This window comes from Thalassospira sp. MBR-102, from assembly GCF_040549275.1.
Classification (GTDB): domain Bacteria; phylum Pseudomonadota; class Alphaproteobacteria; order Rhodospirillales; family Thalassospiraceae; genus Thalassospira; species Thalassospira xiamenensis.
The window spans coordinates 233,631-259,375 of record NZ_JBEPTC010000004.1; the positions used below are offsets into that span (position 1 = coordinate 233,631).

Below are 25,745 nucleotides of genomic sequence, written 5' to 3' on the forward strand. Positions count from 1 at the left end.
CTACTGCGCTGCCCGCTCACCTGCCATATTCGCATGGCGCTTGAACGGCCCGAACGGGATTTCCTTGGGCGCAAAGGTTTCCGCCGATGCCCGGTCCCAGCGCGAATACCAGTCATGCAGCCCCTCGATCTCCGGCCCGCCGGAAACAAGGAACCCTTCGGGCAGGTAGGGATAGGCTTCGTTGCCATCAAGAAACTCGTTGTCCTTCTGGCGCACCATGAAGTGATAGGGCATGAAATTGCGCGGATCGGTCAGGCCCGCCGCCCCGGTAATTTCGGCCAGCGCATGCATGGTATTATGGTGGAACCGCGCCACCCGGTCGCTTTTGTCACCCACATTCAGGGCGCGCTGGCGCAGCGGGTCCTGGGTTGCGATGCCGACCGGGCAATGGTTGGTATGGCATGACTGCGCCTGAATACAGCCCAGCGCAAACATATACCCCCGCGCCGCATTGCACCAATCCGCCCCCAGCGCCAATGTCTGCGCGATATCAAACGCCGAAACGATCTTGCCCGCCGCCCCGATCTTGATCTGATCACGCACACCCGCACCGCGAAGGGCATTATGAACAAATGTCAAACCCTCGCGCATCGGCATGCCGACCCGGTTGGCAAATTCGACCGGGGCCGCACCCGTACCGCCTTCCTTGCCATCGACCACGATGAAATCGGGCAGAATACCGGTTTTCAGCATCGCCTTGACGATGCACATAAACTCGCGCCGATGCCCGATACAAAGCTTGAAACCGACCGGCTTGCCGCCCGAAAGATCGCGCAGTTTCGCGATGAATTCCATCAGGCCGACGGGGGTGGAAAACGTGCTATGCGCGGCAGGCGAAATGCAATCGATCCCCATCGGGATGCCGCGTGCCTCGGATATTTCCGGGGTGATCTTGGCGGCGGGCAACATGCCGCCATGGCCGGGCTTGGCCCCCTGGCTCAGCTTCACCTCGATCATCTTGACCTGCGGGTCGGATGCGGTTTCGGCAAAGCGTTCCTCGGAAAAAGTGCCATCATCATTGCGGCATCCGAAATAACCCGATGCCACCTGATAAATCAGATCCCCGCCACCTTCGCGGTGATAGCGGCTGATGCTGCCTTCACCGGTATCATGGGCAAAACCACCCTTTTTCGCCCCCTTGTTCAGCGCCAGAATCGCATTGCCCGATAACGAGCCAAAGCTCATCGCCGAAATATTATAAAGGCTGGCGTCATAGGGCTGCTTGCATGCCGCCCCGCCGACCCGAACCCGAAAATCGATATCGGTGATGCTGGTCGGCGCAACCGAATGGGTCAGCCACGCATAGCCGGAACCATACACATCCTCGATCGTGCCAAACGGGCGCTTGTCCTCGACCCCCTTGGCACGCTGATAGACAAGCCCGCGCGACTGGCGGCTGAACGGCACCTCGTCCTGATCGCTTTCGATCATATATTGCCGGATTTCCGGGCGAAAACTTTCAAGGATAAACCGGATATGCCCGCTAACCGGATAGTTGCGCAGGATCGAATGCCGGGTCTGGCGCAAATCAAACCAGCCCACCACCATCAAGGCCCCGAAAATTACGACCGGCACCCAGAACCAGACATTGACCACGGCGGCACAGATCAACGAGGCAAAAGTCAAAAGCGTCACACCGGCCAGAACCGCATAACGCTGATTCAAAATCAGAAACTTCACAGTGATCTATCCCATCCAATGGTGCGGGGAGTGTTGAATGCGGTTCCCGATCCTACCTTCTTATGCCGCCGCCGTCAGGGTGAAATCGACATGCACGGCATCAAACGGGAAAATGATCTGGCCGTTTTCCTCCCGATCCAGAACACCGGCATCCAGCAGGGCATGAACATCACCATGCACGCTTTTGACATCGCGCCCGACACGGCGCGCGGCCTCGCGCATGCTCATCGCGCCCTGCCCGGTCATCGCCTTAAGCAATTCCCACCGCTTGGCGGTCATGGTCTGCCACAATAATTCGACCGACGCGAACGAGATATGCGCGCCTTGCGCCGTGCCTTCAAACGCCGCAAGGGCGCGCTTGGTCACGTCCTCGCGTGACGCGACAGACAGGGTGACGGTATTGGCTTTGGAACTGGTTTTGGTGGTCATTCATGCCTCCATCCATCGACATCGGCCCAAAAATCACGCAGCAATTGCGCCGGTGTGGAAAAATCATAGGCTGTTTCAACATCGCCGATATGCTTGTGGTCGCCCTTGCCCGCCTCATTGTCATAACGAATCACACATTGCCGGGCCACGACATAAGCCAGCGCATATTTGAACATATGGTCCGAGCCCCGCACCGATTGCGGCACCCGCCAGATCCGCAATTCAACAAATGCGTCGGGTGCAAGCTGATGACGCTCGCGCATAAGCAATTCGGCCTTCATGTTGGTGTTTATACCAACAAAAGCGGAGTGTTGTCAATTGCACCAACACGTTTCGGCGCATTTCGCGGACAAAAAAACCGCCGGTTTCCCGACGGCTGCAAGTCTGACAAGTAACATCCTGTCGGGAACACCCCGTGATGAGGGGCGGGTGTTCCCGAATGTCCTGTCGCTCTGAGTGTTATGATCAGGCTTTGCCGTAACCGCCGCCACCCGGCGTCTCGATGATGAAGACATCACCGGGATACATTGTGGCGCCATCCGTACCCTTAAGTTCCTCGACCGTGCCGTTGGTGCGCTCGATCGCATTGCGGCCAAGCTTGCCCGGCTCCCCGCCGCCAACGGCCTGAACCGGCACGCGACGGTGGTTTGACAGGATCGATGCGGTCATTTCTTCAAGGAAGCGCACCCGGCGAACCGTGCCGTCCCCGCCCTTGTGCTTGCCGGCCCCGCCGGACCCTTTGCGGATGCCAAAGCTTTCCAGCAGAACCGGGAAGCGCCATTCAAGGACTTCCGGGTCGGTCAGGCGCGAGTTCGTCATGTGCGAATGCACACCCGACGTCCCGTCATAATCCGGGCCCGCACCGGTCCCGCCACAGATGGTTTCGTAATACTGGTGCGTATCATTGCCCCAGGTGAAGTTGTTCATCGTGCCCTGCGCACCCGACATCACGCCAAGGGCGGCATACAGCGTATCGGTGACATGCTGCGATGTTTCAACGTTCCCGGCAACAACGGCGGCCGGATAACGCGGATTGAGCATCGATCCTTCCGGCACGATCAGGTTGACCGGCTTCAGGCACCCGGCATTCAGCGGAATGTCATCATCAACAAGCGTTCTGAAGACATAAAGAACCGCCGCCCGTGTCACTGCCGATGGGGCGTTGAAGTTGTTATCAAGCTGATCGGACGTACCGGTGAAATCAACCGTGGCCGAACGGGTTTCCTTATGGATCGTGACCTTGGCTTTCACCACCGCGCCATTATCCATTTCGTAAGCAAACTCGCCGTCTTTAAGCACATCAATCACACGGCGAACGCTTTCCTCGGCATTGTCCTGCACATGGCCCATATAGGCATGCACAACATCAAGCCCGAAGTGATCGACCATCTTGCGCAATTCCTGCACGCCCTTTTCATTGGCGGCAATCTGTGCGCGCAGATCGGCGATGTTCTGATAGGGGTTACGCGCCGGATATTTCGCGCCTTCCAGAAGGGCGGTCAAACCGGCCTCGTCAAATTTGCCCTGATCAACCAGTTTGAAATTGTCGATCAGAACGCCTTCTTCCTCAAGAATACGGGAATTTGGTGCCATCGAGCCCGGGGTGATCCCGCCAACATCGGCATGGTGGCCACGCGATGCGACATAGAACAGGATTTCCTTGCCATCATCGCCAAAGACCGGCGTGATCAAGGTAATATCGGGCAGGTGCGTCCCGCCGTTATAGGGATCGTTGAGCATATAAACATCGCCGGATTTCATTTTCCCAGCATTGTTTTCCATGACAGCCCGAACAGACTCACCCATCGATCCAAGATGAACCGGCATATGCGGTGCGTTGGCAATCAGAAGACCTTCCTGATCAAACAGCGCGCACGAAAAATCAAGCCGTTCCTTGATGTTGACCGAATAGGACGTGTTGGCAAGCGTGACCCCCATCTGTTCGGCGATATTCATGAACAGGTTGTTGAACACCTCAAGCATCACCGGATCGGCCTGCGTGCCAATCGCTTCCGATCGTTTCAACGGCACAACACGCGTCAACACAAGGTGATCCCGGCCATTGACCTTGGCCTCCCAGCCCGGATCAAGCACCGTGGTGCCGACCGGCTCGACAATCACCGCCGGGCCGCGCACGGTGGCACCGGGTTTCAAATCTTCGCGTTTATAGAACGGCGTATCTTCGGATTTGCCATCAAACACCACCTTGCGGGTGGCAAGCGGATCGGGTCTGACGCCGTCCTTGGCAACTTCGGTTTCGGCATCGGGCAGGCCTTGGGTTTCGCCAATCGCCTCGACCGCGACGGCCTCGACCACCAACGGCTTTTCATCCATGACAAAGCCGTAACGCTGCTTGTGCTGTTCTTCGAACTGCGCCTTGATCGAGGCAACATCACCGAAATCAACGATCAACGGATTATCCGTGCCGTCATAACGCAGATGCAGCTTTTTAAGCATGCTGATCTTGGCATCCCCAATGCCCTGCTCATGCAGCTCGCCACGCGCCTCAAGTGCCAGCGCATCAAGGCTTTCATCAAGCCCGGCAAGGGCAGACGTTTCAAGCTTCGCCTCAACCGCCTGTTCGCGCATTGCGCGGATATCGGCAAGCCCCATGCCATAGGCCGACAGAACACCGGCAAACGGATGGACAAATACGCGCGTCATGCCCAGCGTATCAGCCACCTGGCAGGCATGCTGCCCGCCGGCCCCGCCAAAGCATTGCAGAATGTAATCGGTCACGTCATAGCCGCGCTGAACCGAAATCTGCTTGATCGCGTTGGCCATGTTTTCAACCGCGATGCGAAGGAACCCTTCGGCGACTTCTTCAGGCGTGCGGACCTGACCGGTGGCTTCCTTGATCTTGAGCGCCATGTCGGCAAAGCCCGCCTTGACCGCATCCGCGTCAAGCGGCTCGTTGCCTTCGGGGCCAAACACATTCGGGAAGAATTCCGGCTGAACCTTGCCCAGCATGACATTGATATCGGTCACGGCAAGCGGCCCGCCACGGCGATAGGCCGCCGGTCCGGGATTGGCACCGGCACTGTCCGGGCCAACGCGGAAACGCGCGCCATCGAAATGCAGGATCGACCCGCCACCGGCCGCAACCGTATGGATTTTCATCATCGGTGCGCGCATGCGCACACCGGCAACCTGGGTTTCGAAATCGCGTTCATATTCGCCGTCATAATGCGAAACGTCGGTCGATGTGCCGCCCATATCAAAACCGATGACCTGATTAAAGCCATCCATTTCCGCGGTCCGCACCATGCCGACAACACCGCCCGCCGGGCCGGACAATATCGCATCCTTGCCCTGGAACTTGGCGGCATCGGTCAACCCGCCATTGGACTGCATGAACATCAGCTTCACACCGCCAAGCTCGCCCGCAACCTGATCAACATACCGGCGCAGGATCGGCGACAGATAGGCATCAACAACCGTGGTATCGCCGCGCGACACCAGTTTCATCAACGGACTGACCTGATTGCTGACCGATACCTGGGTAAAGCCGATGTCACGTGCGATTTCGGCGGCTGCATTTTCATGGGCGGTATAACGATAGCCATGCATGAACACGATGGCACATGCCCGGATGCCGTCATCAAAGGCGGCCTGCAAGTCACGGCGAAGGTTCTCACGATCAAGGGCTGTCAGTTCCGCGCCCTGCGCGTCAAAGCGGCCATCCGCCTCGATCACGCGCTCATACAGCATTTCCGGCAGCCTGATATTGCGATCAAACAGCTTCGGGCGGTTCTGATAGGCAATGCGCAACGCATCGCGGAAACCGGTCGTGGTCACCAGAACCGTGCGGTCGCCTTTGCGTTCCAGAAGCGCATTGGTCGCAACCGTCGTGCCCATCTTGACGGCTTCGATTTTCTCAGCCGGGATTTTCTCGCCCGCCGGAACGTCAAGCAGCTCGCGAATGCCCTGAATGGCGGCATCGGCATAACGTTCCGGGTTTTCCGACAGCAGCTTGTGCGTCAGAAGGCTGCCATCGGGCTTGCGCGCGACAATATCGGTAAAGGTACCGCCACGGTCGATCCAGAACTGCCATTTCGGCTGTCCGGTGGTCTGGTCAGTGGTCTGATCAGTAGTCTGCGAAGCGGGCGAATTTTGGGTGTGCGAAGCCATGATGCTTACTCCTTCAGCATCGTATTCAAACAAATCTTGCGAATGCGCCGACCGTTAAACGGCGCGGGTCAGCCGTTCATTTTCTGCGGAAGCCAGGTGGCGATTTCGGGGAAGACCGTAATCAGCAAAACCGCCAGCAAAAGCAGGAAGAAGAACGGCAGGGAAGCCCGTGCAATGGAAAACAGGTTTTTGCCCGTAAGCCCTTGCAGAACAAAAAGATTGAAACCGACCGGCGGGGTGATCTGCGACATTTCGACCACCAGCACCACATAGATGCCAAACCACAAAAGATCGATCCCGGCGGCCTGCACCATCGGCAGGATCACCGAGGTGGTCAGAACCACCACCGAAATCCCGTCAAGGAAGCAGCCCAGCACGATAAAGAACACCGTCAGTGCCGCGAGAAGCGCATAGGGCGAAAGGTTCATTTCCGCGATCCATGCCGCAAGCTCGCGCGGAATGCCGGTAAAGCCCATGGTGACGGTCAAAACCGCCGCCCCGGCAAGGATGAAACCGATCATGCACGATGTGCGCGTCGCCCCCATCAGGCCATCGATAAAGCTTGCCCGGTTCAGCGACCCGCTGATGGCCGACAGGATCAGCGCACCGACGACACCAAAGGCCGCGGCCTCCGTCGGGGTAGCAATCCCGCCATAGATCGACCCGATCACGCTGGCAATCAGCACGATCACCGGGATCAGGCGGCCAGATGCCCGGACCTTTTCCATAAAGCCCATATCCGGCCCGGCAGGCGGCATCTTGTCCTTGTTCGCCGTCGCCCAGATCATGACAAAGCCCATGAACAGGATGATCAGCATCGCACCGGGCAGAATGCCGGCAATAAACAGACGCGCAATCGAAAGCTCCGCCGAAACGCCATACACGATCAGGATGATCGAGGGCGGGATCAGAAGCCCAAGCGTGCCGGAACCGGCCAGCGTGCCAAGGATCAGCCGGTCGGCATAGCCCTGCTTGCGCAGTTCCGGGATCGACATCCGGCCAATCGTGGCCGCCGTCGCCGCCGACGAACCCGATACGGCGGCAAAAATGCCGCAGCCCAGAATATTGACATGCAACAACCGCCCCGGAAGCTTGTTCAGCCACGGCGCAAGACCGGTGAACATGTCCTCGGACAGCCGCGACCTAAACAGGATTTCCCCCATCCAGATAAACAGCGGCAGCGGTGCCAGCGACCAGCTTGCCAGCCCCGACCACGCGGTCGTCGCAATGATCGGTCCGGTCTGCGCGCTGGTAAAGAATTCAAGTCCGATGACACCAACCGCAAATAACGACAATGCCACCCAAAGCCCCGCCCCCAGAAACAGGAACATCAACCCCATAAGGATCAGGCCGATTTCAAGTACTTCCATGACCGTCCCCCTATTCCGTCAGTTCGCTGGTTTCGCGCGTGGCAAAGACGGGCGCACGACCGCGCGCCACATCAAACAATGCTTCAAGCATGGCGATGGTAAAAACAATCGGCCCGAACGCCATGGCGGCCTGCGGTATCCAAAGCGGAAAGGCCAGAACACCGGGCGACGTATCGCCATATGAAAAACTTTCCTCGGCCAGCACGGCCATCCAATAGGCAAAATACCCGCCCAGGAAACTTGCTGCCGCCAAAGTGATACTTTCAACCACCCGGCGCAAACCGCCCTTAAGGTGGGATAACACGATCAGAACCCGGATATGGGTGCCCGCCCGAAGTGCCGGACCAAGTGCCAGGAACGTCCCCGCCGCAAGCGAGAAACCGGCAAGCTCGTTGGCATCATGCACGGCAATTCCGACAAACCGGCCCAGCGACGAGGCCAGGATCAGCAATGCGATGGCAACCAGAAAAATGGCTGCTAACCCCGCACTGAATTTGAACAAATAATCTAATGATCTGCGCACAGCAGTCCCCTTTCCGCCCGCGGGATTTCCCAGTGGTGGCTAACAAGGGTCAGGACCCTTCGGACAGTCATATCATGAATTTCGGCGGGGCGTCCCGATCCGGGCGTCTTCACCCGGATCGGAAAAGTCGGTTCGTCGCTTACTTTTTATAAGCGTCGATGATGGCAGCCCCGGTATCACCGGCTTCTGCCTGCCAATCGGCAACCATCTGTTCGCCAACCTTGGCCAGACCGGATTTCAGCGCGTCGCTCGGTGCGGCAACATTCATGCCGTTATCGGCCAGAACCTTTTTCTTCTCGTCGGTTTCGGCCATGCTCATTTCCCAGCCACGCGTTTCGGCTTTGGCGGCTGCGTCCATGACGGCTTTCTGCACTTCCGGCGACAGACCGTCAAATGCCTTGGCATTGACGATCACCATGTTTTTCGGAAGCCATGCCTGAACGTCATAGAAATTCTGCACAAAGTCCCATGCCTTGGAATTCGCACCGGTCGAGGGCGAGGTCATCATCGCTTCGACAATGCCGGTCGCAAAGGCGGTCGGGATTTCCGGCACTTCAACCTGGGTGCCGACCATGCCGGTCAGGTCTGCCAGTTTCGACGTTGCCGAGTTATAGGCACGGAACTTCATGCCTTTAAGGTCATCAACCGTGCTGACGGGCTTGGCGGTATAAAGACCCTGTGCCGGCCATGCGACCGCATAAAGGACCTTAAGGCCATCACCGGCCAGTTTTTCTTCAATCGCCGGGCGCGATGCTTCCCAAAGCTTTTTGGCTTCGTCATAGCTGGTCGCGAGGAACGGGATCGCGTCAACGCCGTAAACCGGGTCTTCATTCGACAAAAGCGAAATCAGGGTTTCACCGGCCGGAACCAGACCGCGCTGCACCGAACGCTTGATGTCCGGGTGCTTGAACAGCGAACCACCGGAGTGAACGGTGATGTCAAGCTCACCGCCGGTCGCTTCTTTCACGTCCTTGGCAAATTCGATGATGTTCTGGGTGTGGAATGTCGCGTCCGGATACGGGGTCGCCATATCCCATTTTTCGGCGGCCATGGCAAAACCGGCCGACATCGTGATTGCGGCAACTGCGACGGTGGAAAGTGCCTTTTTAAGCATCAGTCAAGTCTCCCTGTGTGTGATGAGGCCGACATGCATTTTTTCGCGCATCTCGTGACTCCGAAGTAGCCTCCCAACAGAACGGTCACATTTTACTGATAAATTGTCAATGTTATTTCATGGCTGATATGCATAATGCGGGAAACTAAGCATGATATGGTGCCCAAACCCGCCCTGACAGAGCGCGCCATCAATATGATATTCCTCGATTTATGGCCGTGTGCTAGGCTCCGCGCAAATAACAAACAGGGAGAAAGCCCGTGCATGATCTTTCGGGGAAATCAGTCTGGATTACCGGTGCCGGAAGCGGCATCGGCGAGGCAATCGCAAAATCGCTTGCCGCGGCGGGCGCGCATGTCGCCCTGTCCGCACGGCGCGAAGAAACACTTCAGCAGGTCGCAAACGAAATCACGTCAGAGGGCGGCAAGGTCGAAATCCACCCGCTTGATATCAGCAACAGCGATCAGGTCCTTGATGCCGCCCGGAATATCAAAAATTCCATGGGCTCGATCAATGTCCTGATCAATTGTGCGGGCATGAACACCCCCAAACGGCATTGGCGCGATCTTGATATTGCCGACTGGCACCGCATCGTCGCGGTCAATCTCAATGGTGTGGCGAACACGGTTTGCGCAACCCTGCCCTTCATGCGTGATCAACAGGACGGGTTGATCATCAATATCGCGTCATGGGCGGCAAAGCATGAATTTCCCGTCGCGGGCCCGGCCTATGTCGCGTCCAAACGCGGCGTTGTCGACCTGTCACACAGCATCAATCAGGAAGAAATGCACAACAATATCCGCTGCTGCTGCATAAGCCCCGGCGAAGTCGCCACCCCGATCCTTGACCAACGCCCCGTCCCGATCAAAGAAGACGAACGCGCCCTGATGCTAAAACCCGACGATCTGGCCGATATGGTCGCCTATGTCGTCGCCGCCCCGGCACGGGTTTGCTTCAACGAAATCATCATGTCCCCGACCCATAACCGAACCCTTCTGCCGCAGCCCTAAAACGCAGACATGAAAAAGGCAGCCCCGATACCCATCGCGCTGCCCTTTGTCTGCTCTTCAGAAACTCTGGAAGTCAATCACATCGCACTCGCCGCACGCGATGCCTGATCATAAACACCCGAAATCGCGCGCAGCGTCTTGGCCACATCGCCGACTTCCTCATGATTGACACCCAGCCGCTGGAACGTCTCGATCAGGCAGGCCTCGCGGACGTCACGGTATTTCTGGCACATTTCGCGGCCTTCCTTGGTCGTCGAATAATGCACTTCCTTGCCGCGCTTGATCCCGTCAACCAGCCCCAGCTTGCGCAGTTTTTTAAGCGAGTAATTGACCAGATGGCTGTCTTCGACATTCAGAACGAAACAGACCTCCGACAGGCTCTTTTCCCGCTCGCGTGAATTGACGTTATGCAGAACAAGGATATCAAGAACCGAAACATCGGGCATGCCCGCCGCCCGCATGCACCGCACCATCCAGCGGTTAAACGCATTGCCCGACAGGATCAGGGCAAATTCAAGCTCGGAAAGCTCGGCCGCGCGTTCCGAAACAAGATGTGACGATGATACGATACGTGGTTTGTCGGTCCGTGGTGTGTCGGTCATGCGGCGTTCCTGAAATCCCGTTGTTAACTTTCGCGATGCGCTTTGCGGCATTCACTTATACGCTTTGTCGGGATTTTATCGCAAAAAAAGCAGCCCGGACAAGGCCGGGCTGCACATTAATGTCGACATTTCACCGTCAAAGTGATCGCATGCGTTCCAGGAACCCGTCAATCTGACCGCGTAAATTGCCGCTTTGGGTATCGGGATTGTCAGTGGAACGCTACATATTCTTGGCGACAGCATCCACAGCAATGCGGCAACATCGGTTTCGGCCACGGCCGATACGTTAAGGGGAACGCAGAACTTGGACCTTTTTACATCAATGCGCTATTTCGTGCGCGTCTATGACACGAACTCGTTCAGTGCTGCCGCGAAATCATTCGATGTCGGTCAATCGACCGTTTCCAAGGCAATCGCAGGTCTGGAGCGGGAGCTCGGCGTATCCTTGTTCCTGCGCTCGACACGGCAGTTAACGCCAACCGAATCAGGTCGGCTTTTCTATGAACATGCCCTCAAGGTCGTCGAGGAAGTTAACGAGGCGATTTCAACGGTTGGCACGAAGTCGCTTAATTTCTCGGGTCAGATCCGCCTCAGCGGAACACTGACCTTCATGTGCCAATACATCATCCCGAAGCTGCCCCAGTTCCTTGACGCGCATCCCGGGATCGAAATATCCCTTCATCTTGATGACCGCAATATCGGCCTGATCGAACAGGGTATCGACATCGCCCTGCGCATGGGAAAGCTTGATGATTCAGGTCTTGTCGCCAAACGGATTGGCCGGTGCAGGCGCATCGTTGTCGGCGCGACATCCTATCTTGCCCGGCATCAGGCCCCGCAAACGCCCGAAGACCTTGCCGACCATTCGACCATCGCGCTTTCCCAAGGCGAAGGTGGGGACCGCTTCACCTTTAAAGGCCTGCATGGCACGAAGGCGGTCTCCATACATCCGAAATTACGGATCAATGCCACCGAAGGCGTTCGTTCCGCCGTACTTGCCGGGGCCGGGCTTTCCGTCGCGACAGAATGGATGTTCGAGGCCGAGGTCAATAACGGTCTCGTACAGGAAGTCCTGACGGACTGGACCATGCCCGACCTTGATCTTTGGGCGGTCATGCCTGCCGGGCGACGGACAGGCGCAAAGGTCCGGGCACTGCTTGAATTCATTGAAATGCAGGTCAATGCGACAAAATTCGGCATCACCAAAAATTCCAATACGGAATAAATTTTATTCATGACACCATTCTAGTCGACCGATATGGAATAAATTACCTGATGGGCTCGTCGTCATCGAAATGACTACCCCATCAGGAGAAAATCATGTCCGTCAAAATCTATGGTGATCTGGGCTCCGGAAGCCTTCGCCGCGTCATTACCGCCGCCAAAATCATGGGCGTCGATTACGAACGCGTGAATGTCGATCTCTTTAAGGGCGAAAGCCACACGCCCGAGTTTCTCAAGCTGAACCCGCACGGCCTGACGCCGGTGCTTCAGGACGGCAGCACCATCATCTGGGAAGCCTCGGCGATCAACATCTACCTTGCCGACAAGGTCAATTCCCCGCTTCTCGGCACCACGTCACAGGAACGCTATGAAGTTCTGCAATGGATGTTCTGGTCGGGCGAACAGTGGCGCATCTTTTCGACGCTGACATTCGACGAACGCGTCGGCGGGCGGGTGATGGGAAAGCCCGAAGACACCGCCATCGTCAATCTTACGCTGGCTAAAATCCGCGCGACGGCTGCGGTTCTCGATGCCCATCTCGCCGACCGTCCCTTCATCGTGGGGAACGGCCTGACGCTGGCGGACATTGATATTGCCGCACCGTTTTCGCAGGCGCACCGCACCAAGCTGCCGCTCAACACATTTCCAAACCTTGCGGCGTGGCAGCAACGCCTTCTTGATACCGTTCCCGCATGGGCCGAAACCAGACGCGATCTGGATGACCGGATGGATACCTTCCTGAACGCTCTCGACATCACCTTGTGATGCAAAGACGGAGCGAGGCATGATTGATACACGCCTCGCTCCGACTAACCATCTTCGCAACGAAAAGATGTCATTCCGGCTTAAAGTGATCGCATGCGTTCCAGGAACCCGTCAATCTGGCCGCGCAAATGACCGCTTTGCGTGCCAAGATTATCGGCCGAACCATGCACGTCATTGGCGGCAACATTGGTTTCGGCGACTGCTGCCGATACGCCCTGCATGGCGGCGGATATTTCCTCGGTCCCGGCGGCGGCCTGTTCGACATTCTGCGAAATCTCGCTGGTCGCGACCGTCTGCTGTTCGACTGCGGCGGCAACGGCCGATGCCCGTTCGCTGATGTCGGAAATCATCCGCACGATTTCATCAATCGCCTCAACCGCCAATCCGGTCGCCTGCTGGATACCGTTAATCTGGGTGGTGATTTCATCGGTGGCCTTGGCCGTCTGATTGGCAAGGTTCTTGACCTCGCTTGCCACAACCGCAAACCCCTTGCCGGCATCACCCGCACGGGCGGCCTCGATGGTTGCGTTAAGCGCCAGAAGGTTGGTCTGCCCGGCGATATCGCTGATCAGGCCAATGACCTCCCCGATCTTGAGCGCCGCATCATTCAGCCCCTGAATGTTTTCATTGGTATGGCGCGCACGCTCGGTCGCTGATTGCGCCATGTTCGATGTTTCGCTGACCTGACCGGAAATCTCGTTGATGGATGCCGCAAGCTCGGTCGCCGCCGTCGCGACAAGCTGCACATTCGCCGATGCTTCCTCGGTCCCCGATGACACCGCCAGGGACTGGTTTGCCGCAGTATCCGCACTTTTGCGCAGCACATTTGACACTTGATGCAGCTGGTCAACGGCACCGCCAACCTCGGCCATGACGGCCACCACCGCCTGATCAAACTCGCGGATATACCGCTCCTGGGTTTCCAGGCGTTTACGGCGGCGCTCATCCGCCTCGCGCTGGGCGGCCTCAAGCTTGACACGTTCGATCCCGTTTTCACGGAACACCAGAACCGCCCGGCCCATCTCGCCGATCTCGTCGGCCCGATTGACTTCATTGATGTCGACATCAAAGTCGTTATGCGCCAACCGCGTCATCTTTGTCGTCAGTCCGGCGATCGCGCGCACAATTGCTTTTGACAGCAATACGGACAGCACCAGCAACGCCAACGCCCCCACAACAAACATCACGACCGTCGTGATCAGGCTACGCTGCGAAATGGCGTTTGCCTCTGCCTTCTTCGCGGCCGCGATGGCCGCTATATCGGCACTAAGCTGTTCCAGAACCGGTTCTGCCGCAGCGTAATAGTCGCTCAGCTTGCCCAATTCTTCCTCGCGCTGAAGGATACCCGCCGCCAGCGCCTTGAAATCCGTCACATAGGATTTCATCAGATCGGCAATCTTTTGCTTTTCCGCAGCAGGAATACTGTCGGCGGCGCTCAATGCCGGACCAAATTCCGCCAGACGGTCATCAATGCGCGCAACATATTTCGGATCAATCCGCGCCAGGAAATCCTTCTCGTGGCGGCGCATCATCAACATGATGATTGTCAGCTTGTCGGCTTTGTACTGGTCCAGCGCTTCCTCGACATTGTGAACGGACGCGCGCAGACTGCCAAGCAGGCCGCTTTCTTCATCCAAACCGATTTCGCGTTGCAGATTGGCAATCGTCTGGAACTCATTGGCATAATTGTCAAACGAAGTCTCGATGGACGAAATTTCATCATCAAACGGATCAAGGGCCGAATCATTGGCCAGCTTTTTCAAACCGGCCTGAACAATCGTGACTGTTTCTGCATGGTCGGCGGCGTATTTTTCATCCAACCGCAGCAGAAAGTCTTTTTCACGCCTCCGGGCGTTCAGAAATTCCCGGGTGATCCCGTCAACGATCAATCGGTCATCGACGGCTTCCTCAGCAGTCATTTCCGCAGTTTGACGCTGATAATCCGCGACAAACAGGACCACGGCAACGATCGCAAAAATAGAAAGCGCAGCGAAACCTATCAACGAAATCTGATAGATCAGCTTCATGCGCGACAAAAAGCTCATTACGAATCTCCCAAGAGACTTATATTCAACAGGATACTAATCCTAGGTGTAGTACTATACACTTTAGTATAGTAGGTCACGCATTTTCCGCCCTATTGCCCTGCATCTGATGCATGAGTGCTATCTTGGGCTGCACCTGTGCCTTTTCATCTCCGGTTGGGTTACCGTTTTGTTACAATGATGCACGCCGGACTGAAAGACGCCACTTGCCAAGGCCTCAGACCCTTGAAAGGACGCGACATTTACCCCCTGCCGCCACCGCGTCCGGTACACTGCAACGATTCCCTGAATGAAAAGACTGGCTTCCTGCTTCACCTGTACTATCTAATGCGCTTTGCCTGTCGGCATCTGGCCGATACGGCGATAAATGAATGTCCTTTTCGCAACCAAGAGCCTGATCAGAAGTATGAGCATCTGGGGTAAAATCATCGGCGGCACTGCGGGCTTTGCCCTTGGCGGGCCGCTTGGCGCCATTCTGGGGGCGGCGGCCGGTCATGTCGTCGACAGGATCAAGCACAATATCCGCACCGCCCGCATTGGCGGCTATAGCGGCAGTACACAGGGCAGCTTCCCCGGCGGGCAGGATGCGCGTCAGGTCGCCTTTGCCACCGCCGTTGTCGTGCTTTCGGCCAAGATGGCCAAGGTCGATGGCGTGGTGTCGCGTGATGAAATCAACGCCTTCAAGCGCGTGTTCCACATCCCGCCCGGCGAGGAAAAGAATGTCGGTCGCCTGTTTGACATGGCGCGCAAGTCATCCGACGGCTTTGAACCCTACGCCCGGCAGATCGCCCTTCTGTTCCGCGGCGAACGTGCTTTGCTCGAAGGCATCCTCGAAGCGCTTTATCAGATCGCGCTGGCCGATGGTGCCCTGCACCCGGCAGAAAAGGACTTCCTGCAAAAGGTCGCAACCATTTTCGGCTTTGCCGATATTGATTTTGATCGCGTGCACCACGCCTATACCAGCCCCGGCGGCCCCGATCCCTATGAACAGCTTGGGCTGGGCCGCGATGCCAGCGACGATGACCTCAAGGCCGCCCATCGCAAACTGTCGCGCGAAAACCATCCCGACACCCTGATCGCCAAGGGCATGCCGCCCGAATTCATCGAACAGGCAAATCACAAGATGGCCCGCATCAATGCCGCCTGGGATCAGATCCGCAAGGAACGCAATATCCGCTAGGGTCACGCCCTGATAACAGCCACTTGCGACGCACCCCTGCCCTGCATGTAATGATTTCCCTTGCAAGATGCCGCGATTTGCGGTTTGCAGGGGGCCAGTTTTCATGACCTCAAGCTTATCGGTTTTTCCATGGCGCCACCGCTGATCAATATAAACGATATCCGTCTGACCTTTGGCGGCAACGATCTGTTTTCCGATGTTTCCTTTGCCATCGGGGATCGGGATCGCCTGTGCCTTGTCGGGCGCAATGGCGGCGGGAAATCGACCCTGCTTAAAATCATCGCTGGCGAAATCGAAGCCGATGGCGGCGAACGCTTCGTTCAGCCGGGCTGCAAGATCGCCTATCTCAATCAGGAACCGAAATTCGACGGCTTTGCGACGGTCGAGGAATATGTTCTGTCCGCGCTCGACGAGCATGAAATCGATTATGCCTATCGCGTCTATATGCTGCTGGACTCGGTCAATATCGATCCGCAGGCCGACCCGACCAAACTCTCGGGCGGCGAAGGCCGCCGGGCGGCAATCGCGCGCGCTCTGATCGCCGATCCGCAGGTCCTTCTGCTCGACGAGCCGACCAACCATCTTGACCTGCCGACCATCGAATGGCTTGAGGGCGAAATCAAAAACTTCCGCGGTGCGGTTGTCGTCATCTCGCACGACCGCGCCTTCCTGAACGCGATTTCAACCGGCATCCTGTGGATTGATCGCGGCGTCATGCACCGCACCGATCAGAACTTCTCGAAATTCGAAGAATGGTCCGAGGAAATCTTCCGCAAGGAAGCCGAAGAACGCGCCAAGCTTGATAAACTGATCGCCCAGGAAACCGTCTGGTCCGTGCAGGGCATCTCGGCGCGTCGCAAACGCAACCAGGGCCGTCTGCGCCGCCTGTGGGACATGCGCGAAACCCGGTCGCAGCAGATCGAACGCATCGGCAATGTGTCGCTGGCGGCTGACGCCGGCAGCACATCGGGCAAGGTCGTGATCGAGGCCACCGACATCACCAAATCCTTTGGCGACAGAACGATCCTGACCGGTTTCTCGACCCGCATCCTGCGCGGCGACAAGGTCGGCATCATCGGCCCGAACGGGGCGGGCAAAACCACCCTGCTTAAAATGCTGACCGGGCAACTTGAACCCGATAGCGGCACGATCAAGATCGGCACCAATCTGAATGCCAGCTATTTCGATCAGAAACGCGCGGCCCTTGATGACAATATGACCCTGTGGGATACGCTGTGCGATATCGGCGGCGACCAGGTCATGGTGCGCGGCAATCCGCGCCATGTCGTAAGCTATCTGCGCGATTTCCTGTTCGACGAAAAACAGGCGCGCAGCCCTGTCGGTGCCCTGTCGGGTGGCGAACGCAACCGTCTGCTTCTCGCCAAACAGCTTGCCAAGCCGACCAACCTTCTGATCATGGACGAACCGACCAACGATCTGGATATGGATACGCTTGATCTGTTGCAGGAAATGCTGGCCGACTACGAAGGGACCCTGCTTCTTGTCAGCCACGACCGTGATTTCCTTGATCGCGTCGTGACCTCGTCCATCGTGATGGAAGGCAACGGCATCGCCACCGAATATCCCGGCGGCTATTCCGATTATATCGCCCAACGCAAACTGTCCGCCGCCCCGGCTGTCGCCGAGGAAAAGCTGGGCAGCACATCGGGCAAGGGCGGCAAAAAATCCGTCTCGTCACAGGCCGCCAAGCCCAAACCAACCGGCAAGATGAGCTATAAGGACCAGCGCGAATACGACAACCTGCCCGGCCAGATCGCCAAGCTTGAGGCCGAGATTGCCGAAATCGAAGCCGCCCTTTCGGATGGCAGCCTGTTCACCAAGGACCCGGATGCCTTCCAGAAAAAGGTCGACCGCATGGCAGCGGCCCGTGCCGAACTCGAAGCGGGCGAAGAACGCTGGCTCGAACTCGAAATGCTGCGCGAGGAACTCGGGCTGTCATAAGCCCGGGACCGCCGCCCAAAGGCTGGCCACACCACTTGCAGCTTTTCGACTGAAACCGTAATCTTCTGACGGAACATTACGGGGAAATCGGTATGCGCGGCACGGTAAAACAGGATGCAATCGACGCGATTTCGAGGCTTCCCGATGATGCCAGCATGGATGACATCATGTATCAGCTTTACGTGCTGAAAAATATCCGCTGCGGGCAGGATGACATCGCATCGGGCAAATGCCATGACATGGACCAAGTAAGGGCCAAGCTTAACTCTTGGTAACCAATGCTTTACGGCACTATTCGGATCGGTCACAATTTACCCGACAACTGAAAACAATTCACTTGTCGGGTTGCTCTTTCCATCCGATGAAGGGGCATACCGATAAACCCGCAAACGCGCCACCAGCGCCGATGCGCTTTGCCGAAAGCCCCTGCCATGCCCCTCAAAGCCGTTCTGATGGCCCTGTCCGTTGCCGTGATCTGGGGCGTCAATATGCTGACCGTCAAGGGTGCGGTCAGTGAAATACCGCCCCTGATGCTGACCGCGATCCGTTTTGGATCGGTTGCGATCCTGCTTTTGCCCTTCACCAAAATGCCCTCTGGCCGCTTTGGCCGTCTCGCCATTCTGTCGGTCATCTTTGGCACCGGCCATTTCGGGGTGCTGTTCTTTGCGCTTTCGATGCTTGATGCCGGGCCGGTGGCGATTATCGTTCTGCTCGGTGTGCCGTTCTCCTCGATGCTGGCGACCTATTTCTTCAATGACCGGCTGGGCTGGAAACGGCTTTCGGGCATGACGCTGGCCTTTGTCGGGGTGATGATCATGTTCTGGGACCCGACCATGACCGACCTGCAATTGCCCCTGTTGCTGGTGGTGTTTGCCGCCTTCATGTGGGCGGTTGCCAATGTCATGATCAAAAAACTCGGCAATATCGATACTTTCCAGCTTAATGGCTGGATGGCTTTGATGGCCGCCCCGCAATTGCTGATCCTCTCGCTGTTCCTCGAACCGGCTGCGGTTGAGGCGGTGTTCAATGCAAGCTGGGTCGCATGGGCCAACACGAGTTTCACCGTCGTGATGTCCTCCATCGTGGCCTATGGCTTCTGGTATCATTTGCTGAAAACGCAGGATGTGAATGTGGTGGTGCCGTGGTCGTTGCTGGCCCCGGTGATCAGTGTTGCCGGATCATTCATTGTCTTTAACGAACCGATCAGCACCCTTAAAATCATCGGCGGCCTGACGGTTCTGGCCGGGGTTGGCGTGATCATGCTGCGCAAACCGCCGCAGCAACAGGAACAGGGAATGGACTGACCCGAGATGTCTGCTGGAAACACGGATTTCAAGAACCACATCATCGCCCGCCCCTCGCCCAATTGCGGCGACAGGCCCGGTGATGGTGCGGGGGACCGCAAGGTCGATATCCTCGTCCTGCATTATACCGGCATGCAAAGCGGTAAGGCCGCGCTGGATCGTCTGTGCGATCCGACGGCCTCGGTCTCAAGCCACTATCTGGTCGAGGAAGACGGCACCATTTTCCGTCTGGTGGACGAGGATAAACGCGCCTGGCATGCCGGGCGCGGTCAGTGGCAGGAATGCGATGATGTGAATTCCAGTTCCATCGGCATCGAAATCGTCAATCCCGGCCATGAATTTGGGTATCGTCCCTTTCCCGACATCCAGATCGACGCGGTCATCGCGCTATGCCGCGATATCCTGACCCGCCACGATATCCGACCGGATCGCATCATCGCCCATTCCGACATGGCCCCGGACCGCAAGGAAGACCCCGGTGAACTTTTCCCATGGGATCGTCTGGCGGCAAACGGCATCGGCCTGTGGCCCACGGCGGACATCACGATAATGGATGAAACCTGCACCGAAACCGAATTCGATGCGATGCTCGACCGTCTGGGATATGGCCCGAATGACGCGCTTAAACGCCGCATCGCCTTTCAGCGTCACTGGCGGCCTGCCGATATTTCGGGGAAGGTGGACGGAGAATGCGCCGCAATTTTGCGCGCATTGCTCGATAAAGCCGGACTTTACTGAACGATCAGGCCACCCGGATTGGCAATCGGCACATCCGATAACCCGACATAGCGGGCAAAACCGACCCGGCTAAAGCCAAGATGCCGGTGATAGATACCATCCACCACCCCGGTCAGAAGCCCGCGTGCCATTTCCCGGTCAAAATCGTTCAGCACCGGCGCCAGATCGGACCGCAGGCTCAAATACCGCTCCTCAATCTCGACCGCAGGCAAAAGCACCTTGAACCCCGTCAGGCTTTTCTGATCCCCGCCAGCAAAACGCAGAAAGGCCAGATCGCTAAACAGCACATCGACATGGTGCCGTTTAAGCATCTCGAACCCCTTGGCATATTCGGCAACTTCCACCGGATGCATGGTTTCGTTGGCAAGGATTTCCGCCGGATAGGACTGCCCGATCACTTTAAGCCAGTTGGTGTTATCAAGGCTGCGCACCCCCTGATAGGTCGCAAGGCTGAAACCCGAATTGACCACGGCCACCGTCACCTTGCTAACCAGGGACTGGGACGATATCACAAGCCCGGTTTCATCAGCCTTGGCAAGATCATCAAGCAAAACGCCATCCACCGCCCCCTGCCGCAGCGAGAAACGGCACCGCGCCATCGGCATCGCGACAAAACTGACGGAATGCCCGGCATTTTCAAGGAACCGGGTCGCCAGATCCACCGCAAGCCCGCGCGCAACACCCTGATCGTCATAGGCATAAGGCGGCCAGTCGTCATAGCACAGACGCACGTCTTTCGCCTGCGCCCCAAAAGACACAGCACAAAAGATCAATATTGCGCCTGAAATCCAAAGCGCCGCACGCATGGCCAATCCTTCAAATGAAAATCCGGCATCATCAATATGAGCCTGAAAACACGACATACCCCCTTAGGAGGGATATGGCAAACCCGCAGTTTTCCGGGCTTCCATGCGTTTTTGGCATGGTTCGGATAACGATCGTATAAGTCCCTGTACAAACTGCTTTTTCTTGACGACGCGATCAATGTCACCTACATCACGCCCACCAGATGGCCGGATGGCCGCCCCTGTTCTTCGGAACGGGGGAGGAAAGTCCGGGCTCCATGGAAATACGGTGCCAGTTAACGGCTGGCGGGGGCGACCCTAGGGAAAGTGCCACAGAAAGCAAACCACCTGATCGCGCAAGCCATCAGGAAAGGGTGAAAGGGTGCGGTAAGAGCGCACCGGTCCTTCAGCAATGCGGGACGCATGGTAAACCCCACCGGGAGCAAAACCTAATAGGAATGGTCGGCCGGATGCTTCGGCATTGTCGGCAGGCGGGTTTCCGCGCCACCATTCGGGTTGGTTGCAGGAGGCGTCCGGCGACGGGCGTCCCAGATGAATGGCCATCCAGTGCGGTTCGCCGCATGGACAGAACCCGGCTTACAGGCCATCTGGTCTATTTTCTTTGATACCCGATATGACATCGGCGGGGACATGCCCCGCCGTGAATGCCTTAACCGCGTTCGGCGATGGATTGCGCAAAATACTTATCGGCATCTTCCTGGGTGCCGACGTCGAAATTCGCTGATGTCTGATCCTTGATGATCTTGCCAAGGGTCGGCATCACCTTGCGATCCACCTGGCTCTCGATGCTCCAAAGTTTGGACCGCATCAACGATTTCGCACAATGCAGGAACGCTTCCGCGACCCGGATTTTGATCACCGTGATCGGCGGTTTTGGCGTATCGGCAAAATGCGCCAGCAATGCCGGATCATTATGGATTTCCGCCGTGCCATTCACACGCAGCGTATCATTGAAACCGGGCACGAAAAACAGCATCCCGACATTCGGGTTTTCAATGATGTTCGATAACGTATCAACGCGATTGTTGCCCGGACGATCCGGCATCAGAAGCGTATTGTCATCAAGCACCTTGATAAAGCCCGGCCCGTCGCCGCGCGGGCTGACATCGGCATTGCCTTTGGCATCGGCCGATGAAATCACCGCAAAGGGTGCCAGTTCGATAAAATGCCGGCAATGCGGGTCCAGTTTCGTCAATGCCTTGGCAACCGCCAATTCCATCGGCATTCCGTAAATCTCGCGCAGCTTCTCGGCAGTATCGATCTTGGTCATGGGGCAAACCTTTTCAGGGGACGATTATCATGGTGACGGGCGGCAAAACTGCGACAAACCCAGATGCAAGTCAATCGCAATCCCCCCCGATCATCTGCTCCGTCGTGCAAACCCTGGCAAACTCGCCATTCAGGCTCGCCAGTGCCACATCATGCACAAGATCGGCACCAAACACCCGCCCATCGGGCAATTTGCGCTCAAACGCAAAACAGGCATCACTGACAATCGTCACCTCAAAGCCAAGGTTCGCCCCCATCCGCGTTGTCGTATTCACGCAATGATCGGTCGATATCCCGCAACAAACGATCTGATTGATCCCGCGCGCCCGCAAATCGGCCTCAAGGCGCGTTCCGATAAACGCCGAATTGACCTGCTTGCCATAAACCGGCTCACCATCCTTCGGTGTGGCAAACTCAATAAATTCATGCCCCGGATGATCGGGATGCAGGCGCGATATCGGGGTTGTTGAATCATGACGCACATGAATAACCGGTGCGCCCTTTGCCCGCCAATGCGCCAGAAGCGCCGCGCCATTGGCCTCGGCCTCCGGGTTGTTGCGCTGCCCCCAATAATCCAGATCGGCAAAACCCTGCTGCCAGTCAATCAGGATCAGGGCGGTATTTGCGGTTTTGGTTTCGGTCATTCTCAATCTCTCCGGCGCGGTTGAATGTTGGCCCTAGATTATCCGATCCCCAAATGGCATAAATGACAACAACCCCTCATTTCAGGACAATGCCGCGTGACACCCCGCCTGCCCCACCTCATCGCTTTCATCCTCACCCCGCAAACCGTGATGCTTGATGTCACCGGCCCCTTACAGGCGTTTCACGAGGCCCGCGATCCGGCAACCGGCACCCCGCTTTATCGCACCTGTCTGGCCTCAAGCCACGGCGGCCCGATCATGACCGATACCGGCATTGCCCTTGATACCGTCGCCCTTGCCGATCTTGATCCGGGTGAAATCCACACCCTGATCGCCGCCGGGTCCGATGAAATGCTTGATGCGCTGGGTGATGCCAATCTGATCGGGTGGCTTGAAAAATACCGCGCTCAAATCCCCCGCATCGGCTCGGTCTGTATCGGGGCGTTTATTCTGGGCGCTGCCGGGATGCTTGATGATCGCGCCTGTGTGACGCACTGGCGCTGGTGCGACCGTTTGCAGGCCATGTTCCCGCAAAGCCGTGTCGCCCCCGATCCGATTTTTGTCCGAGATGGCCCGGTCTGGACCTCGGCCGGGGTAACAACCGGGATTGATATGGCGGTCGCGATGATCGAACAGGATCTTGGCCGGGACGCCGCCCTTGCGGTTGCGCGCAGCCTGATCGTCTTCATCCGCCGCCCCGGCGGCCAATCACAATTCAGCCTGCCGCTTGAACATCAGGCCAATGACAATACCGGGCGCTTTGATGCCCTGCATGGCTGGATCACGCAAAACCTTCAAACCCGCCTTTCGGTCGAAGACCTCGCCGAACAGACGGGCATGAGCCCGCGCAACTTTTCGCGCACCTACAAAACCGCCACCGGCCTGAGCCCGGCGCGCGCCGTCGAACTGATGCGTCTCGAAGCCGCAAGAACCGCACTTGAACAAACCGACAAACGCATCAGCCAGATCGCCGTCACCTGTGGCTTTGGCGATGACGAACGCATGCGCCGCTGCTTCGTCAAACATCTGGGTGTGGCACCCAGCGACTATCGCGAACGGTTCAAGGCTACCACCTAAAGCCACCCTTTCCGCTTGAAATACCAAAGCGGAAGAACAGCCGACAGCACCATCAGGCCAATCGCCAGCGGATAACCAAACTGCCAATCCAGTTCCGGCATGACGCTGAAATTCATGCCATAAATGCTGGCAATCAGGGTCGGCGGCAGGAAGGCAGCCGCCGCGACCGAGAAAATCTTGATGATATTGTTCTGTTCCAGATTGATCATGCCCAGCGTCGCATCAAGCAGGAACGTCACCTTGTTGGCGATGAAATTGGCATGTTCGGTGATCGACACGATATCGCGTGAAATGGTTTTAAGCCGCGTCTTGGCATCCTTTTTAAGCCGCGTCTGTGTTGACAGAAACAGCCCCAGCCGATGCAGGTTCAGCAAGCTGTCCTTGGCCTTGCCCGAAAGGTTCCCGGCCCGCCCGATGCGGCGCAGAACCGCCCGGTGATCCTGATCATGGGCCGGGTCATCGGGATTGGCGAAAACGATGTTTGACAACCCTTCAAGGTCGGCCGCCGCCTGTTCCATGATATCGGCCAGCCGGTCAACAATCTGTTCCAGCAACCCGAACAGAACCGCCTCGGCACTCGATGCCAGCGACGGGCTGCGATTGACCCGCCGGATAAAGGTCTTGAACGGCACCGGGTCGGCATAACGCAGCGTGATCAGGGTTTTCTTGACCAGGATAAAGGTGATCGCGGTGGTTTCGGGCTCGTCACTATTGGCCTTGTTTAGCACCGATACCGTCATGAAAAGCGCGCCGTCTTCGTCATACAACCGCGATGAAAGCTCGATCTCCTGCATTTCCTCGCGGGTCGGCACCTCGATGGCAAACCGTTTTTCGATCTCGTGAATTTCATCGTCGGACGGGTTCAAAAGGTCGATCCAGACCGGCGTGCGCTCCGCCTTTGGCGGCTTTGCCACACTTCCCGCGCTGTTAACTTCGCCATCAACAGCATCGTCGCTACTGACCAATGCAGCATCATCCGCCGGGGCGGCGGTATCGTCGGACGGGGTCCGGGCCGGGGCAAAAAATTCGTTGCTGTCCATGGTCACTCTCCATCCGCGCCGGTTGACCGGACATTGCCGGGTGCCGGTCTATTTCGGGCTTGTGCGCTTCCTGTCATAGGCCCGAAGGCCCCGTTCTGTCACGCGCCAAGCCATGACAAATCGGTTAAACACCGCCAAGGCACATCATCGCGCTATTGAAACGGCAGAACCGTCTGAAACGCAAACGGATCAATATCCGCATCGTTCCCGCGTTTTTCATCAAACTGCGCCTTGGCATAGGTCAGGAACTCATCCTTGCTGATCATTTTGTCAGAATTGGCGTCAACACTGCCAAACAGCAATTCCAACCGTCGGCTTTCGGTCCGCAACCGCTGGCGGTTGGCCTCCGCCGTGCCCGGCAATGCCTCAACCGCGGCAAATTCCCGGCCCACCAGAACACTATCGCCATTGATATCCCGCCGCCGGAACATCCAGCTCGCATAGGCCGCCGCCTCGTCCGCACTGATCCGCCCGTCATGATCCATGTCGATCGGGTGATATTGCGCGCGATACATCGTGACCTGCTCGGGGATGCCGGTCGCGGCGGCACTCGCCGCATTCTGATTGGCCAGCGCCTTGGCAATCGCATCCTCAAGTCCGGGGATTGCCGCCGCACCCGTGCCGTTGGTGCCAGTCCCCGTCGGCAGACCCTCGCCATCCTCAAGCCCGCCCAATCCGTTAAGCGCGCCCAAGCCGCCAAGCCCGAACTGCCCCATCAATTGCGGATTATTCTGCAACTGCTTCATGATCAAGGGCAATAACTGGCGCATTTCCGGTGATGTGACCTCGGGCGAGATTGTCGCACTGCCCTTATCCATCTGAAGGCTCTGGG

General features: G+C 57.3%; 23 protein-coding genes and 1 other RNA gene. 10 read left to right on the forward strand and 14 right to left on the reverse strand.

Features of this window, described 5'->3' with window-relative positions:
• From ABIE64_RS09905 to ABIE64_RS09935, 7 genes are all read right to left on the reverse strand, one after another.
• Positions 1–1,680 (reverse strand): FMN-binding glutamate synthase family protein, encoded by a 1,680-nt coding sequence (locus ABIE64_RS09905; RefSeq protein WP_354377305.1) that lies wholly within the window; start codon positions 1,678–1,680, stop codon positions 1–3.
• Between the two features lie 60 nt (positions 1,681–1,740).
• Positions 1,741–2,109 carry an HVO_A0114 family putative DNA-binding protein gene (locus tag ABIE64_RS09910; protein ID WP_354377306.1) on the reverse strand — a complete coding sequence of 123 codons (369 nt, stop codon included), beginning with the start codon at positions 2,107–2,109 and terminating at the stop codon, positions 1,741–1,743.
• The gene (locus ABIE64_RS09915) at positions 2,106–2,372 is read right to left on the reverse strand and encodes a toxin-antitoxin system TumE family protein (protein ID WP_354377307.1); all 267 of its coding nucleotides are present in this window, start codon (positions 2,370–2,372) and stop codon (positions 2,106–2,108) included. The genes ABIE64_RS09910 and ABIE64_RS09915 overlap by 4 nt, the downstream gene beginning before the upstream one ends.
• 202 nt (positions 2,373–2,574) lie before the next feature.
• Positions 2,575–6,240, reverse strand: a complete 3,666-nt coding sequence (locus ABIE64_RS09920) for a hydantoinase B/oxoprolinase family protein (protein WP_354377308.1) — start codon at positions 6,238–6,240, stop codon at positions 2,575–2,577.
• Between the two features lie 68 nt (positions 6,241–6,308).
• Positions 6,309–7,610: a TRAP transporter large permease gene (locus ABIE64_RS09925; RefSeq protein ID WP_037992186.1), complete on the reverse strand. Its 1,302-nt coding sequence runs from the start codon at positions 7,608–7,610 to the stop codon at positions 6,309–6,311.
• A gap of 10 nt (positions 7,611–7,620) precedes the next feature.
• The gene (locus ABIE64_RS09930; RefSeq protein WP_354377309.1) at positions 7,621–8,133 is read right to left on the reverse strand and encodes a TRAP transporter small permease; all 513 of its coding nucleotides are present in this window, start codon (positions 8,131–8,133) and stop codon (positions 7,621–7,623) included.
• 139 nt (positions 8,134–8,272) lie between these two features.
• On the reverse strand, positions 8,273–9,247 hold the full coding sequence (locus tag ABIE64_RS09935) for a TRAP transporter substrate-binding protein (RefSeq protein WP_354377310.1): 975 nt from the start codon (positions 9,245–9,247) through the stop codon (positions 8,273–8,275).
• Between the two features lie 260 nt (positions 9,248–9,507).
• Between ABIE64_RS09935 and ABIE64_RS09940 the strand changes: the two genes are divergently transcribed.
• Entirely contained in the window at positions 9,508–10,257 is a 750-nt protein-coding gene (locus ABIE64_RS09940) for an SDR family oxidoreductase (RefSeq protein WP_354377311.1), read from the forward strand.
• A 77-nt stretch (positions 10,258–10,334) separates the two neighbouring features.
• On the opposite strand, the gene ABIE64_RS09945 is transcribed toward ABIE64_RS09940, so the two are convergent.
• Complete coding sequence (locus ABIE64_RS09945) at positions 10,335–10,859, reverse strand: winged helix DNA-binding protein (RefSeq protein ID WP_354377312.1); 525 nt, start codon at positions 10,857–10,859, stop codon at positions 10,335–10,337.
• Between the two features lie 304 nt (positions 10,860–11,163).
• Between ABIE64_RS09945 and ABIE64_RS09950 the strand changes: the two genes are divergently transcribed.
• Together ABIE64_RS09950 and ABIE64_RS09955 are read left to right on the forward strand one after the other, a co-directional pair.
• Positions 11,164–12,084 (forward strand): LysR family transcriptional regulator, encoded by a 921-nt coding sequence (locus tag ABIE64_RS09950; RefSeq protein ID WP_354377313.1) that lies wholly within the window; start codon positions 11,164–11,166, stop codon positions 12,082–12,084.
• Positions 12,085–12,179: 95 nt separating this feature from the next.
• Positions 12,180–12,848, forward strand: coding sequence for a glutathione S-transferase family protein (locus ABIE64_RS09955; RefSeq protein ID WP_354377314.1), 669 nt, complete (start codon positions 12,180–12,182; stop codon positions 12,846–12,848).
• An 80-nt stretch (positions 12,849–12,928) separates the two neighbouring features.
• Here the strand turns inward: ABIE64_RS09955 and ABIE64_RS09960 are convergent, their stop codons facing one another.
• Complete coding sequence (locus tag ABIE64_RS09960) at positions 12,929–14,893, reverse strand: methyl-accepting chemotaxis protein (protein ID WP_354377315.1); 1,965 nt, start codon at positions 14,891–14,893, stop codon at positions 12,929–12,931.
• Between the two features lie 367 nt (positions 14,894–15,260).
• On the opposite strand from ABIE64_RS09960, the gene ABIE64_RS09965 reads away from it, so the two are divergent.
• The 5 genes from ABIE64_RS09965 to ABIE64_RS09985 all read left to right on the forward strand — a co-directional run bounded on the left by ABIE64_RS09965 (position 15,261) and on the right by ABIE64_RS09985 (position 20,077).
• Positions 15,261–16,073, forward strand: a complete 813-nt coding sequence (locus ABIE64_RS09965; protein ID WP_354377316.1) for a TerB family tellurite resistance protein — start codon at positions 15,261–15,263, stop codon at positions 16,071–16,073.
• Between the two features lie 129 nt (positions 16,074–16,202).
• A complete protein-coding gene (locus ABIE64_RS09970; protein ID WP_037992270.1) occupies positions 16,203–18,035 on the forward strand; it encodes an ATP-binding cassette domain-containing protein in 1,833 nt (610 codons plus the stop codon).
• A 92-nt stretch (positions 18,036–18,127) separates the two neighbouring features.
• On the forward strand, positions 18,128–18,310 hold the full coding sequence (locus ABIE64_RS09975) for a hypothetical protein (protein WP_063094751.1): 183 nt from the start codon (positions 18,128–18,130) through the stop codon (positions 18,308–18,310).
• A 156-nt stretch (positions 18,311–18,466) separates the two neighbouring features.
• Positions 18,467–19,339, forward strand: coding sequence for a DMT family transporter (locus tag ABIE64_RS09980; protein ID WP_007089723.1), 873 nt, complete (start codon positions 18,467–18,469; stop codon positions 19,337–19,339).
• Positions 19,340–19,345: 6 nt separating this feature from the next.
• Positions 19,346–20,077, forward strand: a complete 732-nt coding sequence (locus ABIE64_RS09985; protein ID WP_354377317.1) for an N-acetylmuramoyl-L-alanine amidase — start codon at positions 19,346–19,348, stop codon at positions 20,075–20,077.
• Here the strand turns inward: ABIE64_RS09985 and ABIE64_RS09990 are convergent.
• Positions 20,071–20,883: a substrate-binding periplasmic protein gene (locus ABIE64_RS09990; protein WP_354377318.1), complete on the reverse strand. Its 813-nt coding sequence runs from the start codon at positions 20,881–20,883 to the stop codon at positions 20,071–20,073. The genes ABIE64_RS09985 and ABIE64_RS09990 overlap by 7 nt on opposite strands.
• 199 nt (positions 20,884–21,082) lie before the next feature.
• Between ABIE64_RS09990 and rnpB the strand changes: the two genes are divergently transcribed.
• Positions 21,083–21,478: RNase P RNA component class A (gene rnpB, locus ABIE64_RS09995), an RNA gene on the forward strand.
• A 54-nt stretch (positions 21,479–21,532) separates the two neighbouring features.
• On the opposite strand, the gene ABIE64_RS10000 is transcribed toward rnpB, so the two are convergent.
• Complete coding sequence (locus ABIE64_RS10000; protein ID WP_354377319.1) at positions 21,533–22,153, reverse strand: pyridoxamine 5'-phosphate oxidase family protein; 621 nt, start codon at positions 22,151–22,153, stop codon at positions 21,533–21,535.
• 70 nt (positions 22,154–22,223) lie between these two features.
• Positions 22,224–22,796 carry a cysteine hydrolase family protein gene (locus ABIE64_RS10005; RefSeq protein ID WP_354377320.1) on the reverse strand — a complete coding sequence of 191 codons (573 nt, stop codon included), beginning with the start codon at positions 22,794–22,796 and terminating at the stop codon, positions 22,224–22,226.
• Positions 22,797–22,892: 96 nt separating this feature from the next.
• Between ABIE64_RS10005 and ABIE64_RS10010 the strand changes: the two genes are divergently transcribed.
• Positions 22,893–23,873: a GlxA family transcriptional regulator gene (locus ABIE64_RS10010; RefSeq protein WP_354377321.1), complete on the forward strand. Its 981-nt coding sequence runs from the start codon at positions 22,893–22,895 to the stop codon at positions 23,871–23,873.
• Here the strand turns inward: ABIE64_RS10010 and corA are convergent.
• Both corA and ABIE64_RS10020 read right to left on the reverse strand, forming a co-directional pair.
• The gene (gene corA, locus ABIE64_RS10015) at positions 23,870–24,913 is read right to left on the reverse strand and encodes a magnesium/cobalt transporter CorA (RefSeq protein WP_354377322.1); all 1,044 of its coding nucleotides are present in this window, start codon (positions 24,911–24,913) and stop codon (positions 23,870–23,872) included. The genes ABIE64_RS10010 and corA overlap by 4 nt on opposite strands.
• A gap of 152 nt (positions 24,914–25,065) precedes the next feature.
• Positions 25,066–25,731, reverse strand: a complete 666-nt coding sequence (locus ABIE64_RS10020; protein ID WP_258548516.1) for an EF-hand domain-containing protein — start codon at positions 25,729–25,731, stop codon at positions 25,066–25,068.
• Between the last annotated feature and the right edge of the window lie 14 nt (positions 25,732–25,745).